Annotated in this window: 16 protein-coding genes and 2 pseudogenes; 5 read left to right on the top strand and 13 right to left on the bottom strand. The window is 66.1% G+C overall.

Going from position 1 to position 16,411, the window contains the following annotated elements; genetic code table 11:
• Positions 1–9: 9 nt before the first annotated feature.
• From OHB21_RS13370 to OHB21_RS37480, 4 genes and pseudogenes are all read right to left on the bottom strand, one after another.
• Positions 10–984: an NAD-dependent epimerase/dehydratase family protein gene (locus OHB21_RS13370; RefSeq protein ID WP_195142758.1), complete on the bottom strand. Its 975-nt coding sequence runs from the start codon at positions 982–984 to the stop codon at positions 10–12.
• Positions 981–1,394 (bottom strand): adenylyltransferase/cytidyltransferase family protein, encoded by a 414-nt coding sequence (locus OHB21_RS37490; RefSeq protein ID WP_407675239.1) that lies wholly within the window; start codon positions 1,392–1,394, stop codon positions 981–983. The genes OHB21_RS13370 and OHB21_RS37490 overlap by 4 nt, the downstream gene beginning before the upstream one ends.
• Before the next feature lie 117 nt (positions 1,395–1,511).
• Positions 1,512–2,336 (bottom strand): annotated as a pseudogene (locus OHB21_RS37485) (bifunctional heptose 7-phosphate kinase/heptose 1-phosphate adenyltransferase); the annotation flags it as partial.
• 105 nt (positions 2,337–2,441) lie between these two features.
• Positions 2,442–2,984: pseudogene (locus OHB21_RS37480) on the bottom strand (D-sedoheptulose-7-phosphate isomerase); the annotation flags it as partial.
• A 62-nt stretch (positions 2,985–3,046) separates the two neighbouring features.
• On the opposite strand from OHB21_RS37480, the gene OHB21_RS13360 reads away from it, so the two are divergent.
• On the top strand, positions 3,047–3,178 hold the full coding sequence (locus tag OHB21_RS13360; protein WP_328438939.1) for a hypothetical protein: 132 nt from the start codon (positions 3,047–3,049) through the stop codon (positions 3,176–3,178).
• On the opposite strand, the gene OHB21_RS13355 is transcribed toward OHB21_RS13360, so the two are convergent.
• The 4 genes from OHB21_RS13355 to OHB21_RS13340 form a co-directional block, all read right to left on the bottom strand.
• Complete coding sequence (locus tag OHB21_RS13355) at positions 3,179–3,973, bottom strand: SAM-dependent methyltransferase (RefSeq protein WP_328438937.1); 795 nt, start codon at positions 3,971–3,973, stop codon at positions 3,179–3,181.
• Between the two features lie 153 nt (positions 3,974–4,126).
• Positions 4,127–5,095, bottom strand: a complete 969-nt coding sequence (locus OHB21_RS13350; RefSeq protein ID WP_328438935.1) for a nucleoside hydrolase — start codon at positions 5,093–5,095, stop codon at positions 4,127–4,129.
• A complete protein-coding gene (locus tag OHB21_RS13345) occupies positions 5,073–5,354 on the bottom strand; it encodes a hypothetical protein (protein WP_068048176.1) in 282 nt (93 codons plus the stop codon). The genes OHB21_RS13350 and OHB21_RS13345 overlap by 23 nt, the downstream gene beginning before the upstream one ends.
• Before the next feature lie 6 nt (positions 5,355–5,360).
• Positions 5,361–5,564: a hypothetical protein gene (locus tag OHB21_RS13340; RefSeq protein WP_043737910.1), complete on the bottom strand. Its 204-nt coding sequence runs from the start codon at positions 5,562–5,564 to the stop codon at positions 5,361–5,363.
• A 200-nt stretch (positions 5,565–5,764) separates the two neighbouring features.
• Here OHB21_RS13340 and OHB21_RS13335 point away from each other — a divergent pair, with 200 nt between their 5' ends.
• Both OHB21_RS13335 and OHB21_RS13330 read left to right on the top strand, forming a co-directional pair.
• Complete coding sequence (locus OHB21_RS13335) at positions 5,765–6,544, top strand: aminotransferase class IV family protein (protein WP_328438930.1); 780 nt, start codon at positions 5,765–5,767, stop codon at positions 6,542–6,544.
• Between the two features lie 66 nt (positions 6,545–6,610).
• Complete coding sequence (locus OHB21_RS13330; protein WP_084537811.1) at positions 6,611–7,546, top strand: SUMF1/EgtB/PvdO family nonheme iron enzyme; 936 nt, start codon at positions 6,611–6,613, stop codon at positions 7,544–7,546.
• A gap of 29 nt (positions 7,547–7,575) precedes the next feature.
• Here the strand turns inward: OHB21_RS13330 and OHB21_RS13325 are convergent, their stop codons facing one another.
• Positions 7,576–7,869, bottom strand: a complete 294-nt coding sequence (locus tag OHB21_RS13325) for a hypothetical protein (protein ID WP_043737905.1) — start codon at positions 7,867–7,869, stop codon at positions 7,576–7,578.
• Between the two features lie 38 nt (positions 7,870–7,907).
• The gene (locus tag OHB21_RS13320) at positions 7,908–8,726 is read right to left on the bottom strand and encodes a hypothetical protein (RefSeq protein WP_147265986.1); all 819 of its coding nucleotides are present in this window, start codon (positions 8,724–8,726) and stop codon (positions 7,908–7,910) included.
• A gap of 480 nt (positions 8,727–9,206) precedes the next feature.
• On the opposite strand from OHB21_RS13320, the gene OHB21_RS13315 reads away from it, so the two are divergent.
• Positions 9,207–10,088, top strand: a complete 882-nt coding sequence (locus OHB21_RS13315) for a helix-turn-helix domain-containing protein (protein ID WP_197986986.1) — start codon at positions 9,207–9,209, stop codon at positions 10,086–10,088.
• Between the two features lie 2 nt (positions 10,089–10,090).
• Entirely contained in the window at positions 10,091–10,501 is a 411-nt protein-coding gene (locus OHB21_RS13310; protein ID WP_051047393.1) for a DUF397 domain-containing protein, read from the top strand.
• A 116-nt stretch (positions 10,502–10,617) separates the two neighbouring features.
• Here the strand turns inward: OHB21_RS13310 and OHB21_RS13305 are convergent, their stop codons facing one another.
• Genes OHB21_RS13305 through OHB21_RS13295 form a run of 3 tightly spaced genes read right to left on the bottom strand, consistent with a single transcriptional unit; the run spans position 10,618 to position 16,085 of the window.
• Entirely contained in the window at positions 10,618–13,665 is a 3,048-nt protein-coding gene (locus tag OHB21_RS13305) for a glycine--tRNA ligase (RefSeq protein ID WP_328438920.1), read from the bottom strand.
• A complete protein-coding gene (locus OHB21_RS13300) occupies positions 13,662–15,056 on the bottom strand; it encodes a radical SAM protein (RefSeq protein WP_051047388.1) in 1,395 nt (464 codons plus the stop codon). The genes OHB21_RS13305 and OHB21_RS13300 overlap by 4 nt, the downstream gene beginning before the upstream one ends.
• Before the next feature lie 24 nt (positions 15,057–15,080).
• Positions 15,081–16,085, bottom strand: a complete 1,005-nt coding sequence (locus OHB21_RS13295; protein ID WP_043737901.1) for a PqqD family peptide modification chaperone — start codon at positions 16,083–16,085, stop codon at positions 15,081–15,083.
• Positions 16,086–16,411: the final 326 nt, after the last annotated feature.

The following is a 16,411-nucleotide window of genomic DNA, read 5'->3' as shown; positions in this document are numbered from 1 at the left end:
TTCCTCCGATCACAGGGACTTCACAAGCTCTGCGGCGCTGCGGGCTTCGGCGCGGGTGTGGTGGAAAAGGTCGCGGGCGTAGTGCCGGATCACCTCGGTGCTCACGGGTTCCAGGGCGGGTAGCGCTGCCCGCAGCCGCCGCATATCGGCGCAGGTCCAGTACTGGTAGCGGTCACGGATCGGGTTCGGCACCGCCACCATCGGCACCGGCGCACCGGCCCATTCGGAGCACCAGCCCAGCAGGGTGTCGAACCGGATCGCCGTTCCGGATCCGAGGTTGTACACGCCCGCGACCTGCGGGGTATCGAGCAGCTGCATCAGCGTCGACACCAGCGCCTGGACCGGCAGGTAGTCCCGCGCGGCGGTCAAGGTGTCATCGAACAACCGCACCGGTCGTCCGGCTGCTGCGGCGGTGACGATCTGCCACAGGATCGACGCCATCGCGCCCTTTGATTCCTCGCCGGGGCCGAAGACGTTCGTGTAGCGCAGTCCCACACAGTCCAGGCCGAATACGGCGGCGCGGCGCAGCATCGATTGATCCAGGACGAGCTTGGATTTCGCGTAGGCGTTCAGTGGGCCCGAGCAGCGCCCACGGTCGTCGGCGTCGGATTCGCGTGAGGACACCCCGTGCGGCACAACGCCGTACACGCTGCCCGAGGAGGCATAGACCAGCCGTGTCCCGGATTCGGCGCACGCGCGGGCGAGCCGCAGCGGCACAGTCGCGTTCGCCCACCGCAACCGCTCGCCGTCCTCGGCGAGGGTGTCACTGACCGCGGCCTGGTGCACCACCACCGCGAACTCCCCACCGGTGATCCGAGCCAGCAGCGTCGGGTCGGCGGCGTCGGCGGTGATCGACTCCCATGCCCCGGCCGCCGCTGGATTCTGGTCGACCCCGGTCACCGTCCACCCGGCTTCGTGCAGACCGGTGGCCACGTGTCCGCCGATGAACCCGGCCGTGCCGGTCACCAACACTGTGCGGTTCATGACTGCATCACCCGCCCGGCCACAGCACGCTCGATGAGTTCGCTCGTCGACACCCCCTCCAGGTACGGGCCGACCACGAGCTGGCCGCCATGACGTTGCACGACGGCGGTCTCGGGTAGTTCGATGGCACCGTAGTCGCCGCCCTTGACCCACACATGCGGACGCACCCGCTCCAACAGCTCGGTGGGTGTGTCCTCGTCGAACACCAGCACCGAGTCCACGCAGGAGAACGCTGCCAGCATCGCCGCCCGCTGCACCTGCGGCACCAGCGGCCGGTTCGGGCCCTTCAACCTGGCCACCGACGCGTCGCTGTTGAGCAGCACGATCAGGCAGTCCCCCATTGCGCGGGCGGCCTCCAGCAGCTGGCGGTGCCCGTCGTGCAATACGTCGAAACAGCCGCCGGTGGCCACCACCCGGCCACCCGCCGCGCGCACCCGATCGGCCACGGCGAACCCGTCACTCTCGCCATCCAGTCGCGGGCGGTTGCCCGCCGTAGCAGGATGCCCGGCAACGTAATCGGCCGCCGCCGTAACGGCGCGCTGCACGGCTGTCGACATTGTGCGATTGCCGATCAGTTCCTCGAGCAACGAAACACCGAACCGGTCACCCGCCCCGCAGGTATCGCCATGCTCACGGCGCGGAGCCGGGAATACGTGCGCGGGATCGGTGTCGGCGCCGACCAGGACTGCACCATCGGCGCCCCGGGTGACCACGGTGTGGCGGCATCTCCACCGTGATCGAAGGCTGCGCGCCCGGCGGACATCTCTGTCGAGGTCACCGGCAGCTCCGTCCTCGGCAGTGAGCAGAGCGGCTTCTTCCGCGTTCGGGACGATGACGCTCACCCCGTCCGTCGGTGCCGGACCATGACGATGGGGATCCCACACCACCGGCACCCGGCGTGCCACGGTCGACAGCAGCGCCCTCAGTCGTGGTTGGGCGGCTACCCCGCGCCCGTAGTCGGCGACGAGTACGCCTTGTGCCTCGACAAGGGCGTGCGCGACCTCTGGGGGCGGATCGCCCACCGGCACCGCCGGATCGGAGTCGTCGACCATGACCAGGGTCTGTCCGCGTGCCCGCATCCGGATCTTCACCGGGGTCGGCGCCTCGATGCCCAGATCGATCACCGACACCCCCGCCTCGGTGAGGTCGCTGAGAATCCGCAGGCCGGGCTCGTCGGCGCCGATCGCGGTCACCAGCGTGACCTCGCAGCCATCGTGGGCGGCAAGGATCGCGGCCAAGCCTGCCCCGCCTGGTCGCCACTGCCGTGACACCGCGCTGAGCACCGGCACTGGCGCTTCCGGCGATACCCGCGTGACCTCACCGCACCAGTCACAGTCGGCCAGCACGTCACCGACAATCACCAGGCGCCGAGCGTGCTCAACCGTCGTCGGCGGGACGGACTCGGCGGTCTCTGCGCCGGCCGGCTGCGACGTCGACGGGGCGGATGCCAAAGCCGCATCGACCGCTGCACACAGTTCGTGCGCGATCAGAAGGTGGCATTCCTGAATGGTTGAGGTCGCCGACGAATCGAAAGACACCACCTCGTCGCATACTCGCGCCAATACGCTGTCAGCGGGACCGGTCAAGGCGAAGGTGAGCATCCCTAGCTCGTTCGCCTCTGTGGCGGCAGCGATCACGTTCGTGCTGCACCCGGAAGTGGAAATCGCGATCAACACATCGCCCTCCCGACCGTGTGCACGGACCTGCCGGGCATACAACTGGTCGAAGCCGTAGTCGTTGCCGATCGCAGTCACCACCGCGGAGTCAGTGGTGAGCGCGAGCGCAGCGAGTGGGTTGCGCTCCGTCTCGAACCGGCCCACCAACTCAGCAACCAGGTGCTGCGCCTGCGCGGCGCTTCCACCATTTCCGACGGCGAGCACTCGCCCGCCGCGCCGTAGTCGGCTGGCTACCATCTGGCCCCACGACCGGACCTTGTCCAGATCGGTGCGTTCCAGGGCTTCGGACAACTTCGCGACGCGATCCGCGCCGGATTCGTTCATCGGTCTCCCCGACTCGATCATGGTTACGGATCTCCTTGTCCATCAGCACATTTGATGCTCATATGGGTTGGCGTTCGCCGGGGCTCACCTCGTCATCGCAGTCGCCCGACGGCGGCGCGGCAGCACAGGTCGTCGGCCTGCGGCGGCTCCCAGCCGAGGTTGCGGGCACGACGCTGGTCGACGTCGTGGGGTGATCAACAACGGTGTGGCGCAACCAGCCCAGGTTCGACGAGGTCATAGCCGGCCAGCAGTGCCGCGACCTCGTCGCGACTGCGAGAACGGAATTCGATGCCGAATCCGGCGTAGATATCTGCCGCGCGGTCGACGGGGCCGGGATCAGCGTCACGTGTGATATGGCTGAGTGCCAGGAACGAGCCGCTCGGCAGCATGGTCGTGACCGCGTCCACGACCATGCCCGGGTCGGGCAGGAATTCGGCGACGAACGACAGGCACACCGCGATCGGCTCGCTCGGATCCATGGCAGCGGTGATCTCGGCGACGAGGGCGTCGGTGTCGCTCAGATCGGCGTGGACGAATTCAGTTTGTTCGTCGGCGAGAAATACTCGGCCGTGGGCGGCGACCACCGGGTCGTGATCGACGTAGACCATGCGTGCGGTCGGCGCGCAGTTACGGGCTACCTCGTGCAGGTTCGGCGAGCATGGGTAGCCGCTGCCGAGTTCGACGAACTGCCTTACCTGCTGTTCACTTGCCAGGTACCGCACGGCCCGCAGCAGCCACAACCGTGTCGCGCGGGCCGCGACCAGAAAGGCGCGGGAGTGGGTGATCAGCTTGTGACCGGCCTCGAGGTCCACCAGATAGGCGTCTTTGCCCGCACCCAACAGGACGTCGTGAATGCGTCCGCTGTGTGCCTGAGACGGATCGAGCACGATCGCCTCATTGTCTGCGCGATGGGGGCTAGTCATCGGGGCTCGCCTCTCCGATTTCACTGGCCGCAGTCCCGAGCTGTTCATCGATTCGGTTGCGGACACCGCAGCTCGGTGAGCAGTACTGGTGCAGCGTCTGGGCATGCAGGGCCTGGCCGTAGGTCAGTGCGCCGGGGTCGGCGAAGCAGTCGCCCATATTGGATTGGGTGTGTGTCAAGGTGGCCGGGTTCAGGTGCCCTCGCACCAGGCTGTCGGCCATTACCGGGTACCGATCGGCAGGGCGTGCCCGGTGGCCACGGGTCGGGTGTTCCCCGGCTTATGCCCGATCAAGGCGGGGTCGTATCGCATCCCGACCTCGAGAGCATGCTGCACCACCGTGGTGACCCACGCCCGAAACGCCGCATAGTCCGCCGCCACCGACATGGACAGGGCCACACCGTCGGGGTTGTCGTACATGCGCGCGTCCGGCGCCACCGTCACGTGATGGGTGGCGAACTCGACGAAGCCGATCCCGGCCGCAGCGGTCACGGTCAGCGGGTCGGCCGCCATCGACGCGGAACGTTCCCCGGCGAACCAGCGGTCGTAGCCCGCGGCGACGAGTTTCGCCCACTTCGGCGCGTTGGCCGCCGCGAGCAGCTGATACACCTCGCTGTCCGCGTCGATCGCGGTCTCGGGGGTGAAGGTGACATCGGAGGTCACCAAGGCGACGTCCAGATCGGGCGCGGTCAGCACCGTCCGGGCGCTTGCGGGGTCCATGCGCAGGTTGTGCGAGGCACGATCGGGCCGTCTGTACAGATGGGCGAAGCCGCCGCCCATCTGCATGATCGTCAGCCGCCGCGCCAACCCCGGTGCGTCGGCGTAGAGGTGGGCCAGGTTGCTCATCGGTCCCTGACCGATCCACACCGCACGCCCGGCCTCGCCCAGCACCGCGCGCACGGCATCGATTACCGACCCGGTCACCGGCGCCGAGACTGGCGGGAATCCGGCGGGCACCAGACCATCGCACACCCATCGCGCTTGCGCGCCCTCGATTTCCGCGCCGGCGACCACCACGACCCCGGTCCGCCCGCACAAGTTCAGCAGGAACCGCGCCAGCCTCGCGCGTTGACCGCCGCCGAATTCGTCACTGGTCACCACCAGCCGCAGCGGCAGCGCCGCCGCAGCGAGGATGAGCGCCAGCAAATCGTCCGGGTCGTGCCCGACATCAGTGCAGATAATGGCGGGCATGCGGTCCATCGGCCGCATGCCAGGCCGCATCGGTGCTCGTATCGAGTCCATCAGTGTGGTCATCCCTTCTACTGGGTAGGAAAAGCCGCTGGTACGGAAGTTGTTTCATCTCGTCGGTCGCCAGATCGTCGACCGTCACACGCGCCAGTCCCTGTCGTGTTGCTTCGGCGGCGAATGCCTCTGCGGCACACCGCTCTGCTCGGTAGTGCTGTACCGGCACTCCCGGGATGTCGAAGTCAACGACCAGGCGGCGCTCCATGGCGGATCAATCGGCCGCAGGGTCGCCGGTCCATAGCGGTAATTGCTCAGCGACCCGTCGCATCGTCGCCTCGTCGCACGAGAACGACCGCGCTAGCGGGCCGCCGGACTCGTCTCGGGCGACGATGACCGTTGCCAGCGCCTCGCCCAGCCGCTCGAAATGCGTGGGCAACGTCGCTCCTGGATTACGCTGCGGCAGATCGTCGGTCATCACTGAACCCCTTGCGCATGTATCGAGCGGCCCGGCCGGGCCCCGAACCCGGCTCTGCCCTCGGTGGTTTCCATGAACCTCAGAATCGGTGTGCGGGCGCTTGGCCGGAACTGTCGCTTCACGGCGTTCCACTGACGTTTCGCTGACGTTGAGCACCCAGCGCTGCTTCCAGGCAGGCCGGTCGATGACAGACTGGCCCCATGGAACTCAACGGGTCGCCGATCACCGAGTCCGATCTCGCTGCATTGGGTTTGGTCGGGTACGGGCACTTCACGTCCATGCGGGTCGAGAACCACGCTGTTCGCGGACTCAGCCAGCACATGGACCGACTCATCCGCGACTGCCGCACCGTGTTCGACACCGAGCTCGACCCCGACCGGGTACGCGAACTCATCCGTCACGCGCTGCCGGACACGGCGTCTCCGGTGGTTGTTCGCGTCACTGTGTTCGACCCGCACCTCGGGCTCGGCACACCTGGCGCCGACGCCGACCCGCAGATCCTCGTCACCTCGCGGGAGGCTCCCGCCGTCCCGCAGGCCCCGCTGACTTTGCGGTCGGCCGTCTACACCCGCGACCTGCCCAAAACCAAGCATGTCGGGTTGTTCGGCAGTCTCTACCAGCGTCGCCTCGCGCAACGCGATGGCGCTGATGACGTCCTGTTCACCCTCGCCGATGGGACCATCACCGAGATCGCGACCTCCAATATCGGTGTGATCTCCGATGGCCAGCTGATCTGGCCGCAGGCCGAGGTACTTCCCGGCATCACGATGCGCCTGCTCAGCCAGACCCTCGATGAGGACGTCGTCGTCAAACCCATCACGCTGGCCGAACTGCCGCATGTCGACGGCGCGGTCGCGACCAACGCAGCGGTCGGCGTTCGAGCCATCGCCCGCATCGACAACGTCGACCTGCCCGTCGACCATGAGATGATCGCCAGGCTCCGGACAGAGTACGAATCCATTCCCCCGCAACGCATCTGACCTGCTTTGCGCCACTATTGTGGCTAGGCTCAGAACCCACCGCTCGGGGAAGGGAGCACACAGGCGATGGGCATCGTGGTCCGCAGCTGGACCGGCGCCGAAGCGCGCGCACTGCGAGACGCACGGCGAATGAGTATCACCGAATTCGCCGCACACATCGGCGTCAATCCTCGGCTGATCTCCCGCTGGGAGGCCGGCGGCAAGAACATCCGTCCCCGCCCGGTCAACCAAGCAGCACTCGACACCATCCTGGCGCGGCTGGGCAGCGACGAACTGACCCGGTTCGTCGAAGCGATATCCCCGGCCGTCCTCAGCGACGCCCGCGATACCGACGTACCTGAGCAACGCACCGACACCCGCCATCCCGCTGACGGCAAGCTCATGACCTGGATTCCCGAAGGGATCTACCTCGCGGGGCCACAGGACCAACCCGTATGGGTGGCTGGGTACTGGATCGATGTCTTCCCGACCACCAACGCGGATTACGCGAGATTTGTGGCGGCCCAAGGGTATTCCGCACCCCACCACTGGGGCGGTCCAGCTCCGGCCCGCGAGATCGCCGACCACCCGGTGGTCTGGGTGAGCCGGGACGACGCCGCCACCTATGCCCGATGGGCCCAGAAGTCCCTGCCGACCAGCCAGCAGTGGGAGAAAGCTGCTCGAGGTACCCGCGGCAACGTCTGGCCCTGGGGAAACCAACCGACCCCAGCCAAATGCAATATTCGCGGTTCCGGCCCTGGCACGACAACCCCTGTCGCGACCTACGCCAGCGGTGTCAGTCCATTCGGTGTATACGACCTCGTCGGCAACACCTGGGAATGGACCGCCACCGAAACCACCAGCGGCCGGTACGAACTCAAAGGCAGTGCCTTCACCAGCCCCTTCGACCGAGGCGAACCGTCGGCATTCAACGACGCCGCGCATTCGATGCTCGACGACGACACCGGATTCCGATGTGTCGCAACCGGCCTCGCGAACGAGGCGGACCAAGTCGACCGATAGCGGATACTCCGTGTGGCCCGCGAGAGATGTCATCGGATCTCCCGCAGGCGATCGGGGCGCGATATCAACCGCGTCCTGCCTTCACCCTGGGGCCAGCACACGCCCCGATCGACCGACCACACCTCAGCTGTGCGCCGGGCGGCGGGAATCCACGCGCCCAAGTGGGCTTCCGACGGAATCATCACCAAATCGACCGAGTCGGGCAGATTCGCGAGCAGCCGGACCAAGCCTTCGCTGGAGTCGCGAAACACGATCTCGTCCAGCTGGATGCGGTGCACGCGCGCCAGCGCCCTGATCCCCGCAGCCACCGTTTCGGCCGCCACCCCCGCGATATCGCGACGGACGATCCCCAATGCCCGCCTCATGATGCTCGCCCCGCCGCCAGCGGTGACTGACCAGGCTCGATCGGCAGCCGGATCCAAGAGATTCGGGCGCCCCCGCGTAGCGAGCGTCGGCCAGCCGCTGCCGGGCCAAGTACGTCGGGACCGATCGGTTCGAGAGAAAGCATCGGCGACCGAAGAACCTGCACCTCCAACGCCGGGCCCCGAAGCAACAGCCACACCGTCAGAACGATCGACTCGGTCAGATTCGGCAGCGTGGCTGTGAGATCGGCGAAGATCGGCGGATTGCCGCCGCTGTCTGCGGGTATGAAGTCGGACAGAGCAGATAGCACGAAGTGTTCGACGTCGTCGACCATGTGCCGCAGCCTGGCTCTCGACAGGGTATTGAGGATGTCCATGCGGGCCTCCTCCACTACAGTCACCGAACCGGTCCGCAGCAGGAGTCGAGCCAACGTGCGCTCACGCGGCAGGACGACGCTGCGGCGAAATCCGCTCAGCACAACCGACCGGTTGCTCAGGTCCAAACACCACACACGCAAGCCGTCGACGGCATCGAGATCGTGGAGGAACTTCGTCCGCTGCTGACTACGGCCCGCAGTCAAATGCGCTTCGGACGGAACGGCGACATCGCGGGCACCGGTCGATTCGATGGCCCGCATCAACTGCCACAACGCACCGGTCCCCGCGCCCGTCTCGCAGAAGAGGGCCGCGATATTGAACCCGTTCAGCCCAGCCAGATCCCGCAGTCGATGTTCGACATCGCTCTGGTGGTCACCGAGCAGTTCCTTGCGCAGGTACCCGTACATCAACGACGGTTCTCGGTCCGCGTTCGACAACACCCGCGCTCACCTCCGCTCGCCCGGTAGCCAGATCCGCGCACGACGCGGTGGGAGATCAGGAATGGTGCAGGTGACACCCAGTACAACCGCGAGTTCATGGACGGTCAGCCCCAGCGCGTCAGCACCGAAGCGGATATCTCTCCAGCGGGGATCGCCGGGTGGAGGCGCAGCCTGTAGTGCCTCACCCGCATGAACAGCCGCATTCGCGGCCAGGGTGTCCACCGTCCTGCCCTGCATCCACGGCAACGTCCACGACTGTTGCCCGACATACCACGCGGACAGCCGGTCAGTATCGGCTCCAGTTACAAGTTGCATGGCTGATCACTCCTGAGATCACTCGAACACTCGCTGAGTGCGCGGTATTGATGTGTTACTCATGCCACGACATTGAGAGTAATGTAGCTGGTATATATACCAGCCGCAAGGGATGGGGCGATCCACCCTGAGAGGCGGGATAGGGTGCTAACGCACGATCGATGAATGGAGGCCGCGATGACGACGCCAGGATGGGACCGGTCAGATCCGAATGCCCTGCGGTTCCTCATCGGCCGGGAGTTACGCGACGCTCGGGAACGAGCCCGCATGTCACAGCGCCAGGCCAGCGAACACCTCGGCTGCACCCAGACAAAGATCAACTACCTCGAATCGGGCCGTAATCAGCAACAACCTGACGAGGTAACTCACCTACTCAAGCTCTATGGCGCCGACGACGTCCACATCACACGCCTCGCCGCGCTCGCGTCCCAGGCCGACCAGACAATCTGGTGGGCGCCGTTCGGCGACGCCTTCCCGAACTGGTTCCGCACCTTCGTCGGACTCGAAGGGCTCGCGACCTCGGTATTCACCTACGAACAGACACTGCTCCCAGGACAGCTCCAGACACCCGAGTACGCAATGGCGCTTCTTCAGGGGAACCTGAGAGTTCCGCCGATCGATGCACCTCAGGTTGTGGAGGCGCGGATGGCACGACAACGCCTCACCGCAGCAAACAACCCGCTGCGGTATCGCGCCGTCCTGGAGGAAGTCGTACTCGATCGCCTGGTCGGCGGTTCTACGGTGATGCGGCCGCAACTCGAGCGCCTACTCGAACTGCAGGAACTCGACAACGTCGAGCTGCACATCATGCCGCTCAGCGTCACCGTCCACGACGGACTCGACGGCGACTTCATGCTGCTGAACTTCGACAATGCCCAATCGATCGGATATGTCGAATACCCGGCTGGCGCCCTGTACATGCAGGAACAGGACCAGGTGCAGTTGTATAAAATGGCAGCTGACCGGCTCTGTGAGGCAGCGCTGTCGGAGTCCGACTCCGCTGAAGTCATCAGAGCCCGAATCAGCACCCTGACAGACAAGGAGTGACGGTGAACACCGGCACCCGCCTCGAATGGCGGACATCCAGCTACAGCAGCAACGGCGAGAACTGCGTCGAGGTCGCCCCCTCCGCCGGCTGGCGGACATCCAGCCACAGCGGGGCCGGTGAGAACTGCGTGGACGTCGCCCCCCGCGATAGTCGCGTCTACCTGCGGCACAGCAAGCACCCCTCGCACGGCACGATCACCTTCGATCTCCACGCATGGACCGCGTTTATCGACGAATCGCGCAGCGGCTCGCGCAGCGCCAACGGCATCGTCAATGTCCGCAAGGACGGAGCGGACACCCTCGTCCAGACTGCGGATGGCGCGATCAGGCTCCGCTTCGACGATGGCGAATGGACCGCCTTCGTTGCCGGAGCCCGCGACGGCGAATTCGATTTCCTGCCGAACACGAATTGACGGCGGCGGCCCGCGCGGCGGCAGCGGTAACTCATGACGGAAGCTCTGACCGTCTGACAATGACGTCGCGATCCGCCATGGCTCCAGCCGCCTGCGCGGTGCCGGGTCGATGAGTGTCATCCATCCCGCTTCTGCAGCATTTGGTGGACTTCTCGCCAGTCGATTCCGGCTGGAGCTTTCGCCAGGATCGCGGCCAGTAGACCCAGCCGTGCGGTGCGGTCGGCGGGGTCGTCGGCCATGACCAGGACATCGTCGAAAAACGTGGTCAGTGGCTCGATCAGGGTGTGGCCGTGGGGGATCCATTCGGTCAACGGCTTGCCATCGGCAACAGGCACCGAACCCATCACGGTCAGGAGCTGCTGCTCGGCGGGGCCGATGAGCCTAGCGGGGTCGTAGGTGGTGGGCGCGGCGGCAGGCAGGATCCGCATGATCCGTTGCAGTCCTTCCACAAGGTCGGCGAATCGGTTGTCCTCGCTGGCTTCGCTGATCTGGTCGATCAACATGTCCGCGCGATGCGGGGCCTCGGCGGAGGGACGGACTGCGGCGATGAGTCCTGGACCGACTGCTTCGTCGCGGAGTCGCTGCTCGTAGCGGGTGGTGATCAGTTCCTCAGCAGTGGACAGGACCGCGGGGTCGATGGTGAGGCCCTGGCCGCGGAGTTGGTCGGCGGCGGTCCTGAGGCCGATTGGGATGGTGACGTCGGCGAGTTCGGGGTGGTCGCGCAGGATTGCCAGGATTCCGGCTGCCGCGCGGCGCAGGCCGTAGGGGTCGGCGTTGCCGGTGAGTTTGGCGCCGACGGCGAGCATCGCGACCAGGAGGTCGAAGCGGTCTGCCAATGCAAGGAGCGCGCCGGGTGTGGTGGTGGGGAGGTCGTCTCCGGACGAGCGGGGCAGCTCCATTTCCCACAGTGCCGTGGCCACTGGTTCGGATTCGCGGGACTTGGTCGCGTATTCGCGCGCCATAGTGCCGGCGAGGGAGGTCATTTCGATCACCATTTGGGTGGCGAGGTCGAACTTCGCGAGGGCACCAGCGCGGGTCAAGGTGGCCGCGTCAGCAGCAGGGAGGCCACTGCGGGTGCCAAGTATGGAGGCCGCTGTGGCAATGCGGTCGGCGCGGTCAGCCATGGTGCCGACCTTCTCGTGGAACATGAGTGCCCCGAGCCGGGCCCGGAACTGGTCAGGGGCGATGGTCAGGTCGACATTCCAGAAGAACGCGGCATCCTCGAAGCGGGCGCGGAGCACGTTTTCGTTGCCGCCGCGGACGACGTCGGCGTCGCAGTCGCCGTTGGCCATCGTCACGAAGACCGGCAGCAGGTCACCCGCGCCGGAGCGGACCGGGAGGTAACGCTGATGCTTGCGCATCACAGTGATGAGGATTTGTTCTGGCAGGTCGAGGTATTTCGGGTCGAAATGGCCCAGGATACCGGTCGGGGATTCGACGAGGTTGGTGATCTCATCGATCAGGTCGGCGTCGCCGTCGACGTCGATCCGGCCGTTCGCGGCCTCAGCCAGAGCGGCGGCCGAGGACACGACGCGTGCGCGGCGCTCGACCGGGTCGACGACGATTCCCGCGGCCTCGAGTACTGGGAGATAGTGGTCGGCGGCAGGGAGATCGAACGTCGGTGTAGCGGACTGGCGGTGGCCTCGGGTGCTGCGGCCCGCTACCAATGTGCCGGCGGTGATCGGGAGGATCTGGTCGCCGAGTAGCGCGGTGAGCCATCGGATAGGGCGGGAGAAACTCAATTCCGGATCACGCCAGCGCATGTTCTTGTCCGCCCGCAACGACAGGGTGAGCCGGGACAGGACATCGGTGAGTACCACTGCCGCCGAACGGCCGGCGCGAGTGCTCTCGACCGCGACGTGCTCGGCACCGCCGACTTCGATCCGTTGCAGATCATCGGCCGAAACACCCTGCGCACGAAGGAAACCGGCGAGAGCCGGAGTGGATTTACCGTCGGCATCGTAGGCTGCGGCGACCTTCGGGCCCCGGCGCACGTTCACGCTGTCGGGTTCCCTATCGGCGATGCCCTCGACTCGCACGCCGATCCGGCGTGGGGTCGCCTGCACGGTGATCTCACCATGCGGCAGGGCAGTGGAATCAAGGAGTTCGATGAGTGTGGCGCGCACGCTGGAAATGCTCGCGGTCACGACATGCGGCGGTAGTTCCTCGGTGCCGATCTCGAACAGCAGCACCGATCCGGGTGCTGAAGTGATCGTGGCGGGATCGACGGGAGAAGTGGCCAGCGGCGGCGGGGCGTGTACTCCGCGCGGATACCCGGCCTCCGCACGTAAGTCGGTCCACAGGGCGGCGATCTCGCGGGATTGCTTGCGCATCACCGCGAACCACTTCGCGCGCTCGGCTGTACTCACCGCACCGCGCGAATCCAGAATGTTGAATGCGTGGCTGGATTTCAGGACATGTACATGCGCAGGGACCGGCAGCCGGGTGGTGATCATCCGGTCGGCTTCGGCCGAGTACGCGGCGAGCAGGCCACGGGTGGTGTCGATGTCGGCGTCGTCGAGGTAGTAGCGCGACATCTCGTACTCAGACTGGCCGAACACTTCGCCGTAGCTGACGCCGGGCGCGTAGGCGATGTGCTCGAAGTGTGTGACGCCCTGGATCGCCATCAGGATCCGCTCGAGGCCGTAGGTGATCTCGACCGGGATCGGGTCGAGGTTCTGTCCCGCGACCTGTTGGAAGTAGGTGAACTGGGTGATCTCCATACCGTCGAGCCAGACTTCCCAGCCCAGACCCCACGCCCCGATCGCCGGCTGAGCCCAGTTGTCCTCCACGAACCGCACATCGTGGGCATCGAGGTCGATACCGAGCGCGGCCAGCGAACCCAGGTACAACTCCTGCGGATCACCCGGTTCAGGTTTGAGTATCACCTGGAACTGGGTGTGGGTCTGCAAGCGGTTCGGGTTCTTACCGTATCGAGAGTCGTCGGGACGTACGGATGGTTCGACGTAGGCGACGTTCCAGATTTCCGGACCCAGCACACTCAGCAGCGTGGCGGGGTTCATCGTGCCGGCACCGACCTCGGTGTTGAACGGCTGACCCAGCAGGCAACCTCGCTGCGACCAGTACGCCTGCAGACGAAGGATCGCTTCCTGCATCGATACGGGGACGGAGGGGTTGTCGTTGTGGGCAGTTGCCGTGGTCATCCGGAAATCCTATCGGTGGCGAGAGCGGGCATTCCGAGCGCTACTCCGGTCGCTGGAGCGAAGAAGCTGGGCAGGTGGCAGCCGCCGCGGCAGGCGTCGGCGACTGCGCAACCGGTGCAGGTTGGCCTGGTGGCGACCGCTGCGTGCACGGCGTCGGTCAAGGCGGGCCATGCTCCGGCGAGGGGTTCGGTGTGCAGGGAACCGAAGTAGACGTTGGAGTGCGGACAGTTCCGCAATCGGCCGTCGTAGGAGACGCTGCCCCACACCATTCCCGATTCGCAGTGCCCGGATATCTGCGACAGCCGCAATCCGAGGGTTGGGTCGTCGGACCGTAACGGGGTGTCGGTATCGGAGGTGCACACCTTCTGCGCGCAGGGCCACGCCACCGTCATCCCGGGGCATTCGGTGGCAAGGAGGTGGTCGATGCGGGTGATCAGCGGCATGGTGACCGACACCGGAATGCCGTAGCGGTCGTCGTGGCGGCCGGTCGGGACGTAGCGCATGACGCCGAACTCGCGCACCCCGAGCGCATGCACATCGCGGATGACGTCCAGCGCACCGTCGATGTTGCTTTTGACCAGTGTCATCTCCGCGACCACGGTGATGCCGGCGTCGATCAGCAGTCGCATCGCGTCGATCGCGCGGTCATAGGCGCGGGGATGGCCGGTCAGTTCGTTGTGGGTGTCGCGGTCGCCGTGGATCGAGACGAGGACACAGCGCACGTTCGCTGCTGCCAGCCGCTTCGCCCGTTCGGCGGTGAGGAAGTGGCCGTTGGTGAACACCACCTGGTACAGGCCGCGGCGTCCACCGTGTTCGAAGATCTCCATCGCATCGGGGTGCAGCAGTGTCTCACCGCCGCTGTAGCGGATGACGAAACAGCCCCGGTCTGCGCATTCGTCGAGGATCGAGCATGCCAGCTCGGTCGGAATATGCTTTTCCGGCAATGCTTTTACCGCGCGCCGGACCTCGGCGTCGCTCATGTCCGGGTCGATCTTCCACACGTTGTAGCAGAATCCGCACGCCCAGTTGCATACGGCGGTGAGCTCGATTTCCAGCCGCAGCGGGAAGTCCAGCTTCGTGTCGAACCGCTTGTCGACGCCCAGCAACGATCCGCGGCCGTCGTCCTGGACGGCTGCTGGCTGCGGGGAGGTCAGGGTGGCGACCAGGTCGGCGGCGTCGGCGGCGACGCGTGAGGGGGCGGCGTTGTAGCGCTGCGCGATATCGCCGATGACGGTGTCGTCATCGGCGCCGGAGAACATCAGGGACACCATCGATTCGGCGACCGCGTTGCGGAGTCGATGGAAGGTGCCGGTGTGTGGGTCGAACAGCAGGCCGAGGTCGGCACGGTATCTCAGCTGCTGGGTCAGGGCCCGGGACAGGGTGGCGGGCATAGCGATGCTCCTCGCGTCGAGCGGTCAGGCGGGTGATAGCCGCGCGAACAACGTGGTGACGTCGTCGGCAACGCGCTCCGGCGGCACCTCATAGGTTTGGGCGAGCGTCTGCGTGATCTGCTCGAGGTCGAGACCCTGATAGGCCAGCTGTACTGCCTCCGCGGCGGTGGTGTTGACCAGTTGTTCGCAGCGGTCGCGTTGCCAGTCGTGCAGCAATTGCTTGCCCGGGTGATAGCGGTAGTGGCGCAGGATCCACTGCGGCGACCCGGTCGGGGCTTCGTCGATGGCCCGGTAGATCGCGCGGGCCTGGTCGATGTGGTCAGCGACCGACGGTCGTTCCAGCAGTCGACCCGCGTAGTCGCGCACGGTGGGGTCGTCGATGCCGATATGCCAGCCGCGGAGCTGCTGGAAGTAGGTCGACACCATCACATCCGCGAGCCCGAAGTCTCCGACGAGGAACGGACCGCCCGAACGGCGCAACAATCCGGACACTACATCGCACAGCCACCGTGCCTGCTCCACCGCGCCGGGCCCAGGAATGCCGGGGGCGGTACGGAGCGAGCGTGCGTAGGACGCGCCCTCGCGCAGGTACGGCAGGTCGTGACTCGCCCAGGCGGAGATAGAGCGGACCAAGGCCCGTTGGCGTCGCGTGGTGCCCATGAGGCTGGGACCGGAGTCCGGTGCGATTTCATCGAGGTATTCGGCGATCGAGACCACATCTCCGGCAACGGCTCCGGTCTCGGTGTCGGCCAGAATCGGGACCCGAGGCAGCAGCGACATCGCGGAGTCCTCCAGAATGCCTTCGACATCGGCTTCCGCGAGTTCGTCGGCATCACACGCGCAGCCGATACCGGCCTCGCGTTCGTCGGTCCCGTCGCCGGCGAACAGCACCCCGTCCGGACTTTCCCGGATCGGCCAATCCAGCTCCACGATCCTTTCGGCCACTGGAAGGCCCTTCTCGGCCACCGCGACTCGACCGCGCATCGACCATCCCGAAAAGTGGAGATCACCCACGTACAAGGTCAGCATTCGACCACCCCTTGTTGTTGCCGCCGGTCCCTGGCCGACCACACCGCGGCCGACCAGGGTTGTCATCTCAGTCGCACTGGCGGCTGATCATCGATTTCGTCTCCACCTTGGGGGCTTCGTACTCCCCACGCTCGGCCGTGGTGGTGGCGTGCTCCGACATGACTTTTCCCTTCCGTCGGTCTCCTGGACGGTGGCTGGAGTGCACGAATCCTGCTACTTCCGAACAGATTTTCGATCAGCCACGATTCGAGTGTCTGTCCACTGCGCTGTATGTGCTATCCCTGCTGCATCCCGAGTTTCTGGACACCCTGGACTGGAGTGGACAT

The sequence above is a fragment of the Nocardia puris genome (assembly GCF_036051655.1).
GTDB lineage: Bacteria > Actinomycetota > Actinomycetes > Mycobacteriales > Mycobacteriaceae > Nocardia > Nocardia puris.
Note: the sequence above shows the minus strand (reverse complement) of the source record. Positions and strands in the feature narration are given on the sequence as shown.

Coding starts and splice junctions, on each gene's coding strand:
- OHB21_RS13335 (WP_328438930.1), top strand. CDS start 5,765: ATGGAACTCAACGGGTCGCCGATCACCGAGTCCGATCTCGCTGCATTG.
- OHB21_RS13360 (WP_328438939.1), top strand. CDS start 3,047: ATGGGTTGGCGTTCGCCGGGGCTCACCTCGTCATCGCAGTCGCCCGAC.
- OHB21_RS13350 (WP_328438935.1), bottom strand. CDS start 5,095: ATGCCCGCCATTATCTGCACTGATGTCGGGCACGACCCGGACGATTTG.
- OHB21_RS13340 (WP_043737910.1), bottom strand. CDS start 5,564: ATGACCGACGATCTGCCGCAGCGTAATCCAGGAGCGACGTTGCCCACG.
- OHB21_RS13370 (WP_195142758.1), bottom strand. CDS start 984: ATGAACCGCACAGTGTTGGTGACCGGCACGGCCGGGTTCATCGGCGGA.
- OHB21_RS13315 (WP_197986986.1), top strand. CDS start 9,207: ATGGAGGCCGCGATGACGACGCCAGGATGGGACCGGTCAGATCCGAAT.
- OHB21_RS13330 (WP_084537811.1), top strand. CDS start 6,611: ATGGGCATCGTGGTCCGCAGCTGGACCGGCGCCGAAGCGCGCGCACTG.
- OHB21_RS13295 (WP_043737901.1), bottom strand. CDS start 16,085: ATGCTGACCTTGTACGTGGGTGATCTCCACTTTTCGGGATGGTCGATG.
- OHB21_RS13345 (WP_068048176.1), bottom strand. CDS start 5,354: ATGGAGCGCCGCCTGGTCGTTGACTTCGACATCCCGGGAGTGCCGGTA.
- OHB21_RS13300 (WP_051047388.1), bottom strand. CDS start 15,056: ATGCCCGCCACCCTGTCCCGGGCCCTGACCCAGCAGCTGAGATACCGT.
- OHB21_RS13305 (WP_328438920.1), bottom strand. CDS start 13,665: ATGACCACGGCAACTGCCCACAACGACAACCCCTCCGTCCCCGTATCG.